We start from the raw sequence: 12083 nt of genomic DNA on the forward strand, positions 1-12083 counted from the left end.
CAACCAACCAAACAACCTTCCAACATAGCGCACTTCGCCAGGATCATAACCCAGAGCCTGAGCGCGGCCGCCCAAAGCCCCGGAAAGCAGTCAACCGGACTGTTTTAACACCCGAACGGGCAAAGCCGCGCACCGCAAACAACCAAAGCAACCTTCCAACATAGCGCACATCCTCAGGATCATAACCCAGAGCCTGAGCGCGGCCGCCCAAAGCCCCGGAAAGCGGCATAAGGGCATGCATCCTGTAAAGGACAGCCATGACATCGAGGTGTCCCCGAAACGCAAAATTCCTGTGCCAGCCGCTTTACCAGCACATGATGCTGTTCTGTATCCGCGGCGAGCCACGCGTCTGGTACCAGACGTTGAATGGCGCGTATTGCAGCTGCAGCATTGGCCCGCATATCCCCATGAACAAGTTGGAAGCGCAACGCAAAGCGTAGGTAATGGGTGTCGATCACCAATGCGCGCATCTGCAGTTCACTGAAATTTAGGACGCATGCGCTGATTTTTGGCCCCACGCCGCGCAAGCTTTGAAGCCACGTCAGTGCTTGTTCCACTGCCATACTGCGTAATGATTCCAGATCCAGTGCACCACATTTCCGGATAATGGCCTGAAGAGCTTCGGGAATGTAGGCTGCGTATGTCCTTGCAAAAGTGATCTCGCGAATACAGCCATAGACATCTTCGGGATCAGCGTAAGCCAGAACTTGGGGCGTTTCAAACTTCCTTTGCAGCTTATGATAAGCTCTTAACGATACATGATCACGAGTGCGGCTCCCCAGCATCGCCACAACAAGCATCTCTATGAGCGAAAATCTTAACCCGGCAGCGGGGCTTCCATAATGTGCTTTCAAGCGATTATGGATAATATCAAGCTGGTTCGGAGTTCCAAAATCCAAACTATACTGCATGATTGAATTATAGAACAAAACGCGAACAAATCAACTGATAATCACGAAGCGAAAAATGATCGACTTTTTAAGCCGTGATATCGACAACCCCGCAGTCGCCGCTCTCGCTGCCGAACACCAGGCGGTGCCCGGTTCTGTCCCAGTCCATGGACGAAACCGCGCCCTTGCCGGGACGGCGCAGCAGCACTTCCTTCTGATCGCCGAAGCGTCCGACGAGGATCATGCCATCGGCATAGCCGATGGCGACGATATCCTCGACCGGATGACAGGCCACTGCCGTCACCGCGCTGTCGCCGCGGGTTCCCAGCTCCAGCGGCGCCTTGCCCATCGGTCCGTCCTTGCCGGAAAACGGCCAGACGACCGTTGCCGGGGCGCCCGAAGTCGCCAGCCATTTGCCCTTCGGGCTCCACGACCAGCTTTTGACCTTGTTGGGATAACCCGTCATGCGCATGTGGCGGTTGTCTTCCAGGCGCCAGCCATGCAAGGCGTTTTCCTGCATGGCGGTAACGAGAAAACGGTTGTCGGGCGAAAAGATCACCGAGACATGGGCACCCTTCCATTCAAGTTCGGTCGGCGTGCCGTTGGTCGCCGGCCAATGCAGTGTCACGCCATTGTAGCGCGCGACCGCCAGCCGCATGCCCTTGGGCGCAAAGGCAAGCCCTTCGACGCTGCGTTCATGGGTGAATTCACGCACCGATCCGTCGGGTGCACGCACCCAGGCAGTCTTTCCCGATGCATAGGCCACCGCACCATTCGGTGCCGCCGCCAGCGCCGTCATCCACTTGCGCGGTATCCTGCTGAGTTCGGTGACTTCGCCATTCAGACCGATTGAGCAGACGCGGCCATCCTCGCCACTTGTAAGCAATGACTTGCCATCGACGGATGGTACGGCGCAAAGCAGGCCGTCATGGGCTTCCACGGTCTTGTGGCCATTGTCGAGCCGATGCACGCTACCGTCGGCAAGCGCGAAGAACGGGACATCCTGGATAAAGCGCGCATCAACGCAATGGCCGGCGAGGTCTAGCGGGGCAATGGTCGGCATCAGGCAAGGCAGCTTTCAAGTCCGGATTTCAGCGCATCATGGTCGAGTTCACGGCCGATGAAGACAAGGCGGCTCTCGCGCTTCTCGTTGTCTTTCCACGCGCGCTGATGATCGCCCTCGATGATCATATGGACGCCCTGGATGACATAGCGCTCGTGATCGTTCCGGAAGGCAAGAATGCCCTTGAGACGCAGGATATTCGGGCCCTGTTCCTGGGTGATCTTCTGCACCCACGGAAAGAACTTGTCGGGATTGAGCTCGCCGACGCGCAAGGAGACCGAGACGACCGTGGTGTCATGAATCGGCGATGCATGATCATGGTGGTGATGCCCATGGTCATGATCGTGATGATGATGCGCGTGATCGTGATCGTGATCATGATCGCAATCGGGCCCGCAGGCATGATCGGGGTGATCGTGGTCGAGGAAATGCGGATCGTTTTCCAACGCGCGCGTCAGGTCGAAAGCGCCGCGATCGAGCACCCGCGTCAGGTCAATGTCGGCGCGCTCGGTCCGGTGGATGACGGCATAGGGGTTGATGGCGCGCACCGTGGCTTCGACGGCGGCGAGTTCCTCCGGCGTGACCAGGTCGGTCTTGTTGAGCAGAACAACGTCGGCAAAGGCAATCTGGTCTTCCGCCTCGCGGCTGTCCTTCAGGCGCAGCGGCAGGTGCTTGGCGTCGACGAGCGCCACGACGGCATCCAGCATGGTCTTGCTGCGCACATCATCATCCATGAAGAAGGTCTGGGCGACAGGGACGGGATCGGCAAGGCCGGTTGTTTCGACGATGATGGCATCGAAACGGCCGGGACGGCGCATCAGGCCCTCGACCACGCGGATCAGGTCGCCGCGCACGGTGCAGCAGATGCAGCCATTGTTCATTTCGTAGATTTCTTCGTCGGATTCGACGATCAGATCATTGTCGATGCCGATCTCGCCGAACTCATTGACGATGACCGCATAACGTTTGCCGTGATCTTCGCTGAGAATGCGGTTGAGCAGCGTCGTCTTGCCGGAGCCGAGATAGCCGGTGAGCACGGTGACGGGGATCTGGGGGATGCGCGCCGCATCCGGCGCAGCACTGGTGGTCGTTTGAGCTTCACTCATCGTGTGCCTCTTTGAATGGATGAACACAGGATATAGGTGATCGCCGCCGCTTTTGCTACATCAACTATATTCAATTGCATGAATGGTTTGTTCAACCGGATTGAGCCTGTCAAGGCCGCAAGACCGAAACGTCGAAGCGGTCGACATCCTCGAGCAGTTCAATGATGCCTCGCACACTGTGCGCAATGATCTGTTCGCCCGCTTCTGCGGTGGCGCGGGCGGCATTGCCGGCAACGCCCAGCCGGTTGAGATCCGACATCTTCCAGCCAAAGGCATGCGGGCCGTAGGCGCGCAGGTGCTTGTAGTCCCGGATATAGGCGCGTTGGTTCGAATCGAAGTCCCGCGCCTTTGTCATATCAACTGTTTCCGGGTAGAGCGCCAGCATCACCGATGTTTCGATAAAGCCGCCATGAATGTCGAGCGCCTTGTCTTCCGGCGAAATCAAGCCATCCGGCAAACCAAACCGTGTCCAGCTTGTTGCCACGGCAAGCATATTGCAATGCACGCGCAGTTCCGTCGCGACGATGGTCATCAGCGGCGCATTGCCGCCATGGGCGTTGAGGATCACCAGTTTGGACTGGCCGCGGCCGGCAACCTGCCTGCCGATGTCGATCCAGCGGCGGACAGCCGCATCGAAGGCGAGGGTCTTCGTACCGTCCACATCCATATGCTCGATGGAGTAGCCGACGGGTTCAACCGGCAGGATGTCGACCGCAAGTGCGGGGGGAAGCGCCCGTTTCAGCCGTTCCGTCAACCCTTGCGCGATCAGCGTGTCGGTGTCGAAGGGCAGATGCGGGCCATGCTGCTCGTGGGCACCAAGCGGAAGGAGGGCAATGGTTCTGGCGGAAGAAGCGGGCATGGGGCACTCACGCGGTTTGACGGACCCTGTTAGCATAATTGTCGCGATGCCACGAGGATAGGCGCCGGAGGCCGGATTTTTACAGGCTTATTTCAAGCGCAACAGCAATTCGTCGGCAAATTTCATCAGAATGTCATATAAGAATTGTAACGCGGATTCATCGGGGGGATTGGACTTATGGTGCGGAGCTGAATGTTGGGGCGCCAAGATCTGTTTTCCATACAATTGCGGACTGCGCAGCGCCGATATTCTTCGCCTGATAATTGCCATTTACCAAAAAGAGCTAGCCGCCTTATCATCAACCGGACAATGGGTTCATAGCGAGCAGGAATTTGAATGGTCAAGGAACGCAAGCCTCTCATCCTTCATCGTCTGCAATCAACCGCTCGCTTGACGCGAACGGCACTGGCAACCCGGCTGCTGGCCCATGGTTTCTACGCCGGGCAGGATGCCGTCATGTTGCAACTGGCCCACGAAGACGGCCTTTCGCCGAGCGTTCTGGCAAAACGCCTGGGTGTCCGGCCGCCGACGATCACCAAAACCATCTCCCGGCTGCAAACACAGGGTTTCGTCAAGAAGGAAGGGTCGGCGACCGATCAGCGCCAGGCCCATATCTTTTTGACCGATACCGGCAATGAGGCGATCCGGGCGATCGAAAAATCCATCCGCAAGACCGAGAAGGATGCGATGAAGGGCTTCGACAAAAAAGAGCGCAAAGCCCTGATCAAAATGCTGCAGCGGCTGGAGATCAATTTGTCGGCTGCCGAACTGCTGCGCCAGACCGGCTCGGAGGACGATCACGAGGAGGATGAGGGAGAAGAAGAGTAATTTTCTCGTCGCTCGTGGTGATTTACCGTTACAAATGATGTGAAATTGCTAACATGACGGCACGTCCCGCCGTCTGATTGGTTAGCTCCTTGCCTGTACCCGCTCCTTCCTCCCAGGAAGCCGTTCCTGCTGCCGCAATTCTTTATATCTTTGCGGCGGGCATCCTGTTTTCCTGCCTGGATTCGAGCGCCAAATATCTGGTTCTCCAGGGTATTCCGCCCGCATTCATTTCGTGGATGCGGTTTGCCGAGCATACGGTGCTGGTTTTCATCTTCTTTCGCGGCTGGACCAATCCGGCGCTGTTCAGGGTCAAGAGCATCCGCTTTCAGCTGCTGCGCGGCCTGTGCCTGTTCGGTTCCACCTATTTCAATTTTTATGCGCTGCAGACAATGCAGCTGGGCGAGACGATCACGATCACCTTCGCCGCGCCGATGGTCATTGCCGCCCTGGCAGGACCATTGCTGGGGGAATGGGCCGGCTGGCGCCGCTGGGCGGCGATCATCGTGGCATTCATCGGTGTGCTGATCATTGCGCGGCCCGGCTTCGGAACGCTCAATCCCGGCTTGCCCTATTCGATACTGGCCATGCTCAGCTATTCGCTCTACGTGCTGCTGACCCGCCGCATGGCTGCCACCGAATCACCGGAAAGCCTGATCTTTTTTTCAGCGCTCGCGCCTGCCGTCCTGATTTCGCCCGCCATCACCCAAGCCGTGATGCCGCAGACATGGTTCCAGATTGCGCTTCTGCTCATGCTCGGTTTCTTCGGCGGGGTAGGGCACTATCTGATCATTCTGGCCTACCGGCGCGCGACCACGGCTGCGCTTGCGCCCTATCCGTTTCTGCAGATCGTCTGGATGCTCGCGTTCGGATATGTGTTTTTCGGCCAGTTTCCCGATGTTTACACGCTTGTTGGCGCGGTTATCGTCATTGGCAGCGGGCTTTACGTCGTGCATCGCGAACACCGGTTGCGGCGGCGGTCCTGATCGCAGTCCGCATCCGCACGTCACCGGTTCAATTGCTGCTTTGCGGGGCACGGGCGGCGAAAGGGCTTTGATTTATCGGGTTGCAGTGGCATAACGCCAGAGAATGACAATGTACTTGTCCGGGTACATGTCTGGCTAGACGGCGGGGAGGCGGTTTTTGGCGCAAAAGATCAAACTATCGACAATTGCCGACGCGCTGAAAGTGTCCACGGCAACCGTGTCGCTTGCGTTGCGCGACAGTCCGCTTGTCGCCGATCAGACCCGCGAAAAGATCAAGGAACACGCGCGCGCCATCGGTTATATCTACAACCGCCGGGCGGCCAGCCTGCGCACGTCGCGCTCGGGCATTGTCGGTGTGGTGGTTCACGACATCATGAACCCGTTCTTTGCCGAAATTTTGCGGGCAATCGAAGGAGAACTTGATCGCTCCGGCCAGACCTTCATCCTGTCGAACCATTACGACCAGCTCGACAAGCAGCGCACCTTCATCGAGACCGTTCTGCAATTGGGCGGTGACGGCGTCATCATGTCGCCGGCCATCGGCACCCCGGCCGAAGATATCCGCATGGCGGAAGACAATGGTCTGCCGGTCGTCCTGATTGCGCGTACGGTCAAGGATGCCAATGTGCCCGTGTTCCGGGGGGATGATTCCTACGGTATCAGCCTGGCAACGAACCATCTGATTTCACTCGGGCACACGCGGATTGCCATGGTCGGCGGCACGGACCAGACGTCGACGGGCCGCGACCGCTACGAAGGTTATCTCCTGGCGATGCAGAAGGCCGGCCTTGAGGTCAAGCCGGAATGGCGCATTCCCGGGCCGCGCACCAAACAGGCCGGTTTTGATGCCGCGCCGCAGTTTCTGGCGCTGAAGGATCATCCGACGGCGGCCGTCTGCTGGAATGATCTGGCCGCCATCGGCATGATGAACGGCATTGCCCGTGCCGGGCTGGTGCCCGGCGTGGATATTTCCGTGACCGGTTATGACGACCTGGAAGAAGCGGCGATTGCCACGCCGGCGCTGACGACCGTGTGGAACGGCCAGCGCGAGGTCGGCCAGCGCGCCGCGCGCGCCTTGCTCGACCAGCTCAATGGGGCGGATACCCACGCACGGCAGGAGCTGATCAAGCCGGAACTGCGCATCCGGCAGTCCACATCCAAACCCAAGGAACGGTAAGTCCGGTTCACAGCCGTGTTTTCAACAGGCGGCTTAAAGCTTGATTAAGGCTGTTTGCCTAAGGTCCCTCCAGGCCAGTAATCCCCGGGGAGATCGTCGTGAAGCTGAGTTTGCCTGCCGGGATTGGCCTTGCCGCCTTTTTCGCCGCCGTTGCGGTGCTTGGGAATTTTTTGTCGTCCGCCAGCGCGCCGTCCGTGCAGGTTGATCCGACGACGACCGCCTCCATCGGACTGACAGATTTCGACCGGCCCGCCTTTCTCATCAGCAGCCCGGGAGGCGCGGCAAAGTGCAAGATATTCCCGCAAGGCAACGGCATTGCAGGGCATGACGCGCTGCGCGTCGCCAGGGAGTGTGCGGCGCTGTATGCGCCCCTGGCCGACGCAACGGAGTGGCGCAACAATCAGGACGGAACCATCGCTCTTGCGGATCAGTCCGGGAAAACCATCGTTGAATTCAGCCCCGGCGATGGACGGGCCTATGTCAGCGTTGCGCCGCGTTCCGTCCTGCTCTCGCTGTCGGCGAGCGGGCTGAATCTGTTCTAGCCGGGATCATTCTGCCGCCTGAAGCCTTTCACGGGTGGCCTTGTGCGCCCGGGCGGCATCACCGAAAGCGGCAAAAATCTTGCGCGACGGGCTGTCGCTTTTCACCCAATATTCCGGATGCCATTGCACGCCGACAGCAAAACCGCGGGCGTTTTTGACCGACACGGCCTCGATGGTGCCATCCTCCGCCACCGCTTCGATATCCAGCTGGGCCGCCGGCTTGTCGATGGCCTGCCGGTGCACGGAATTGACCTGAACCGTATCCGCCTGCATGACATTGGCGAGGCACGAGCCCGGCTTGATGCGCACGGGATGGCGGATGGCAAAACGCTCCGCCTGCTGCTCTGATTGCGGCGCCCGGTGATCCATGCGGCCATCCAGTTCCTGTATCTCGGTGGCGAGCGTGCCGCCAAGCGCGACGTTCAGCTCCTGAATGCCGCGGCAAATGGCGAGCAGCGGAACACCGCGCTCGATGGCGCGCCGGATCAGGGGCAATGAGGTCGCGTCGCGGGCGGGATCGTAGGGCTCGTGTGCTTCGGTGGGCTCGACGCCGTAGAGTGCGGGATGGACATTGGATTTGGAGCCTGTGACCAGAACCCCGTCCACGCCGTCAAGAATGGCATCGATATCGAGGCCTTCGCCGAAAGACGGGACAATCAGGGGGATGACGCCCGCTGCCTCGTAGGCAGCCTTCAGATACTGATCGGGCGCTGCGTGCCACGTGTAATTTTCAAAGGCACGAACGTCTGATGTGATGGCGACGAGTGGCTGCCGCATGGGGATGCTCCATAAACAAATCTTGATAGAATGTAGTGCAGTTCGGGGGTGTTTCCAATGGGCCCGGCCCTGAGAGCCTTTCGGCCGCAAAGACGGCTTTTCTGTGAGGTTTTCCCGGATTTTCGCCGGCTTTGCACCGCGCCCCGTTTGTGTTTTCAGCGACTGGACTTGAAGAGTCGAGTGTGTATGGTGGTCGGCGGACCGGGAGAAATGGACTGTTTGTCCGGGGGGTCTGAACCGAAATACTGGAGGAGAGTATATGGATCGTCGTTCATTCATCAGGAATGCCGGATATGCCAGCGCGGGGGCGGCTGCGGCTACCACACTGGCCGCGCCGGCAATCGCGCAGTCGATGCCGAAGATCACGTGGCGCTGTGCGTCGTCATTTCCAAAATCACTCGATACGATCTATGGCGGTGCCGAGGTTCTGTCGAAATACCTGAAAGAAGCCACGGACGGCAATTTCGTCATCCAGCCCTTCGCGGCCGGCGAAGTTGTTCCGGGATTGCAGGCTGCCGATGCGGCCGCAGCGGGTACTGTCGAACTGTGCCACACCGTTGCCTATTATTACTGGGGCAAGGACCCCACCTGGGCTCTGGGTGCAGCCGTACCCTTCGCGCTCAATGCCCGCGGCATGAATGCCTGGCAGTATCAGGGTGGCGGCATTGACCTGATGAACGAGTTCTTCAACAAGCAGGGCCTGCAAGCCTATCCGGGCGGCAATACCGGCGTGCAGATGGGCGGCTGGTTCCGCAAGGAAATCAAGACCGTCGAGGATTTGAAGGGCCTCAAGATGCGCGTCGGCGGTTTTGCCGGCAAGGTGCTGGAAAAGCTGGGTGTCGTGCCGCAGCAGATCGCCGGCGGTGACATCTATCCATCGCTCGAAAAGGGCACGATTGATGCCGCCGAATGGGTTGGCCCCTATGACGATGAAAAGCTCGGCTTCCAGAAGGTGGCGCCCTATTATTATTATCCCGGCTGGTGGGAAGGCGGTCCGACGGTCAGCTTCATGGTCAACAAGCAGAAATGGGATTCGCTGCCGCCGAGCTATCAGTCGCTGTTCCGCACGGCGGCCCAGGCAACCGATGCGAGCATGCTGCAGAAGTATGACTATGTGAACCCTCCGGCCATCAAGCGGCTGGTTGCCGGCGGGGCGCAGCTGCGTCCGTTCACCCCGGAAATCCTCAATGCCTGTTTCGAGGCGGCCAATACGGTCTATGCCGAAATTGAAGCGACCAATGCGCCGTTCAAGAAGATCTGGGACTCCATCAAGGCTTTCCGCAACGAGCATTTCCTTTACGCTCAGGTGGCCGAATACACCTTCGACACGTTCATGATGGTCCAGCAGCGCAACGGCAAGCTCTAAGCCAGCCGTTTCGTTTTGAGCAAACAAAAGCCCGGCAGCGATGCCGGGCTTTTTCGTGTCCTGCCGTCACATTTTCGGCGGCTGGCTCAAATCCGGTGCCGCCGGTTGCGCGGGCGGCGCCGGATTGGGCGCGGGACCGCCAAGCGGCGGTGCACTGAGGTCGGTGCCCAGTCCGCCGCCAAGGCCACCACCCAAACCGCCGCCAAGCCCGCCGCCGAGATCGGAATTGGGAATCTGGATCGTCGCCGGATTGATCGTGCTGGCAGGGCCGGTGTAGTGCATGACCATTTGCGGGAACATGATCGTCAGGGCCACCATGACGATCTGGATGCCGACGAAGGGCACGGCGCCCCAATAGATCTGCCCGGTGGTGATCGGCTGGATTTTCCTGCCCGTGATCTTGTCCATATAGGGCACCTTGGCCGCCACGGAACGCAGATAGAACAGGGCAAAACCGAAGGGCGGATGCATGAAGCTGGTCTGCATGTTGATGCCGAGCAGCACGCCGAACCAGATCAGGTCGATGCCGAGCTTGTCCGCGACAGGCGCAAGCAGCGGCACGATGATGAAGGCCAGCTCGAAGAAATCGAGAAAGAACGCCAGGAAAAACACGAGGATGTTGACGACGATCAGGAATCCGACCTGTCCGCCCGGCAGGGATACCAGCAGGTGCTCGACCCAGACCTGGCCGTTGACGCCGTAGAAGGTGAGCGAGAACACACGGGCTCCGAGCAGGATGAAGAGCACGAAGGATGACAGTTTCGTCGTTGACGCCAGCGCCTGATTGATCACGCTGAAACTGAGGCGACCCTTCGAGGCGGCCATGAGCAGGGCACCGACGGCCCCCATGGCGCCGCCTTCCGTCGGCGTGGCGATGCCGAGGAAGATCGTGCCGGGCACGAGGAAGATCAGGGCGAGCGGCGGAATGAGAACGATGATCACCTGCTGCGCCAGCCGTGACATCAGATTGAGGTGGAATGAGCGGTCTGCCAGCGCGAATGCGTAGACGGCGATGGTGCCGATGGTCGCGCCCCAGATATCCGCGTTGGTTCCCGCCACGGGTTTCAGCCAGACAATCGCGGTGTAGGCGATCGCACCGGCAACGGCCAGAGCAACGATGAGCGATGTGACGCCCGATCCCAATGTGCGCGCCTCGACAGGAAGAGCCGGCATGGATTTCGGTTTGAAGATGGACAGGGTCAGGACATAGGCCATGTAGAGACCCGTCAGCACGAGGCCCGGGATCAGCGCGCCATGATACATGTCGCCGACGGAACGTCCGAGCTGGTCGGCGAGAACGATCAGGACGAGGGATGGCGGAATGATCTGTGCAAGCGTGCCGGATGCGGCGATCACGCCGGATGCCACACGGCGGTCATAGCCGTAGCGCAGCATGATCGGCAGCGAGATCAGGCCCATGGAGATGACCGATGCCGCGACGACGCCGGTGGTGGCCGCGAGCAGGGCGCCGACGAAGATGACGGCATAGGCGAGGCCGCCGCGAATCGGACCGAACAGCTGGCCGATCGTATCGAGCAGGTCCTCGGCCATGCCGGAGCGCTCGAGGATGATGCCCATGAAGGTGAAGAACGGAATGGCAAGCAGGGTGTCGTTCGACATCACCCCCCAGAACCGTTCGGGCAGGGCGTAAAGAAACGGCCAGTCGAGGGTGATCGTGCCGTTGGAATAGGGGGCAAGCTCGACGCCAATGAAGAAAAACAGCAGCCCGTTTGCAGCAAGGGCAAAGGCGACGGGGTAGCCGATCAGCATGAAGACGATCAGCGAAACGAACATGATCGGCGCCATGTTCTGCGCAATAAATTCAATCATTGCGCGCCTCCGCCATGGCGACTTCCTGCTCCGCAATCTCTTCGAGGCTGAGAGGCGGATTGGGATCGGGGATATCGCCGCGCATCACCGCAATCTTCTTGATGATTTCCGAAATGCCCTGAATGGCCAGAAGCAGGAAGCCGACCAGCAGGATCAGCTTGCCGGGCCATTGCACCAGCCCGCCGGCGCTGGGCGAGCCTTCGCCGCTGCGATAGGACAGGCTGACATAGGGGACGAAGTAAAAGCACATGAGCAGGACGAAGGGCATCAGGAAAAACAGATGCCCGAGCAGATCGATCCAGTGCTGCACCCGGCGCGAAAAGGCGCCGTAGACGATGTCGATGCGGATATGCTCGTTCTGCTGCAGCGTATAGGCCGCGGCCAGCATGAACGCGCCGCCAAACAGGAACCACTGCAATTCCAGCCAGGCATTGGATGACTGGTTGAACACCTTGCGCACGATGGCGTTGCCGGCGCTCACCACCACGGCCAGGAAAATCAGCCAGGCGACGTTGCGGCCAATAAATTCGTTGAAGCGGTCAATGGCTCTCGATACGGCAAGCAAAGCCGACATGCAGTTCCTCCCCCTCAGTCCGGCAACCCTCCGTTGCCGGGAAAAGCGCCCGGACAGCCCTTGGCCGCTCGTCAAAACGGCGGCAATG

At 59.6% G+C, this 12083-nt stretch carries 12 protein-coding genes; 5 read left to right on the forward strand and 7 right to left on the reverse strand.

Going from position 1 to position 12083, the window contains the following annotated elements; genetic code table 11:
- Positions 1 to 179: 179 nt before the first annotated feature.
- The 4 genes from nth to RDL77_RS19205 form a co-directional block, all read right to left on the reverse strand.
- Positions 180 to 899, reverse strand: coding sequence for an endonuclease III (nth, locus tag RDL77_RS19190; RefSeq protein WP_288194311.1), 720 nt, complete (start codon positions 897 to 899; stop codon positions 180 to 182).
- A 79-nt stretch (positions 900 to 978) separates the two neighbouring features.
- Positions 979 to 1953, reverse strand: a complete 975-nt coding sequence (locus RDL77_RS19195) for a WD40 repeat domain-containing protein (protein ID WP_288194313.1) — start codon at positions 1951 to 1953, stop codon at positions 979 to 981.
- Positions 1953 to 3059, reverse strand: coding sequence for a GTP-binding protein (locus RDL77_RS19200; RefSeq protein ID WP_288194315.1), 1107 nt, complete (start codon positions 3057 to 3059; stop codon positions 1953 to 1955). Before RDL77_RS19200 ends, RDL77_RS19195 begins: the two co-directional genes overlap by 1 nt.
- 109 nt (positions 3060 to 3168) lie before the next feature.
- A complete protein-coding gene (locus tag RDL77_RS19205) occupies positions 3169 to 3954 on the reverse strand; it encodes a creatininase family protein (RefSeq protein WP_288194317.1) in 786 nt (261 codons plus the stop codon).
- A 300-nt stretch (positions 3955 to 4254) separates the two neighbouring features.
- Between RDL77_RS19205 and RDL77_RS19210 the strand changes: the two genes are divergently transcribed.
- From RDL77_RS19210 to RDL77_RS19225, 4 genes are all read left to right on the forward strand, one after another.
- Positions 4255 to 4746, forward strand: a complete 492-nt coding sequence (locus RDL77_RS19210; RefSeq protein WP_223615934.1) for a MarR family winged helix-turn-helix transcriptional regulator — start codon at positions 4255 to 4257, stop codon at positions 4744 to 4746.
- Positions 4747 to 4835: 89 nt separating this feature from the next.
- A complete protein-coding gene (locus RDL77_RS19215) occupies positions 4836 to 5729 on the forward strand; it encodes a DMT family transporter (protein WP_288194319.1) in 894 nt (297 codons plus the stop codon).
- A 157-nt stretch (positions 5730 to 5886) separates the two neighbouring features.
- Positions 5887 to 6906 carry a LacI family DNA-binding transcriptional regulator gene (locus tag RDL77_RS19220; protein ID WP_223615936.1) on the forward strand — a complete coding sequence of 340 codons (1020 nt, stop codon included), beginning with the start codon at positions 5887 to 5889 and terminating at the stop codon, positions 6904 to 6906.
- A 98-nt stretch (positions 6907 to 7004) separates the two neighbouring features.
- The gene (locus RDL77_RS19225) at positions 7005 to 7448 is read left to right on the forward strand and encodes a hypothetical protein (RefSeq protein ID WP_288194321.1); all 444 of its coding nucleotides are present in this window, start codon (positions 7005 to 7007) and stop codon (positions 7446 to 7448) included.
- Positions 7449 to 7454: 6 nt separating this feature from the next.
- Here the strand turns inward: RDL77_RS19225 and RDL77_RS19230 are convergent, their stop codons facing one another.
- Positions 7455 to 8225, reverse strand: a complete 771-nt coding sequence (locus tag RDL77_RS19230; RefSeq protein WP_288194323.1) for a gamma-glutamyl-gamma-aminobutyrate hydrolase family protein — start codon at positions 8223 to 8225, stop codon at positions 7455 to 7457.
- Positions 8226 to 8484: 259 nt separating this feature from the next.
- Here RDL77_RS19230 and RDL77_RS19235 point away from each other — a divergent pair, with 259 nt between their 5' ends.
- Entirely contained in the window at positions 8485 to 9591 is a 1107-nt protein-coding gene (locus RDL77_RS19235) for a TRAP transporter substrate-binding protein (RefSeq protein ID WP_288194325.1), read from the forward strand.
- 66 nt (positions 9592 to 9657) lie between these two features.
- Here RDL77_RS19235 and RDL77_RS19240 read toward each other — a convergent pair whose 3' ends face one another.
- A complete protein-coding gene (locus RDL77_RS19240) occupies positions 9658 to 11421 on the reverse strand; it encodes a TRAP transporter large permease subunit (protein ID WP_288194326.1) in 1764 nt (587 codons plus the stop codon).
- Positions 11414 to 11995 carry a TRAP transporter small permease subunit gene (locus tag RDL77_RS19245; protein WP_223615941.1) on the reverse strand — a complete coding sequence of 194 codons (582 nt, stop codon included), beginning with the start codon at positions 11993 to 11995 and terminating at the stop codon, positions 11414 to 11416. Before RDL77_RS19245 ends, RDL77_RS19240 begins: the two co-directional genes overlap by 8 nt.
- Positions 11996 to 12083: the final 88 nt, after the last annotated feature.

It is taken from the genome of uncultured Phyllobacterium sp. (assembly GCF_902479695.1).
GTDB classification, from domain to species: Bacteria; Pseudomonadota; Alphaproteobacteria; order Rhizobiales; family Rhizobiaceae; genus Phyllobacterium; species Phyllobacterium calauticae.

Bases quoted from the DNA above. Each gene is read 5' to 3' on its own strand.
- RDL77_RS19195 (WP_288194313.1), bottom strand. From the start codon at position 1,953: ATGCCGACCATTGCCCCGCTAGACCTCGCCGGCCATTGCGTTGATGCG.
- RDL77_RS19200 (WP_288194315.1), bottom strand. From the start codon at position 3,059: ATGAGTGAAGCTCAAACGACCACCAGTGCTGCGCCGGATGCGGCGCGC.
- RDL77_RS19205 (WP_288194317.1), bottom strand. From the start codon at position 3,954: ATGCTAACAGGGTCCGTCAAACCGCGTGAGTGCCCCATGCCCGCTTCT.
- RDL77_RS19210 (WP_223615934.1), top strand. From the start codon at position 4,255: ATGGTCAAGGAACGCAAGCCTCTCATCCTTCATCGTCTGCAATCAACC.
- RDL77_RS19230 (WP_288194323.1), bottom strand. From the start codon at position 8,225: ATGCGGCAGCCACTCGTCGCCATCACATCAGACGTTCGTGCCTTTGAA.
- RDL77_RS19235 (WP_288194325.1), top strand. From the start codon at position 8,485: ATGGATCGTCGTTCATTCATCAGGAATGCCGGATATGCCAGCGCGGGG.
- RDL77_RS19240 (WP_288194326.1), bottom strand. From the start codon at position 11,421: ATGATTGAATTTATTGCGCAGAACATGGCGCCGATCATGTTCGTTTCG.
- RDL77_RS19245 (WP_223615941.1), bottom strand. From the start codon at position 11,995: ATGTCGGCTTTGCTTGCCGTATCGAGAGCCATTGACCGCTTCAACGAA.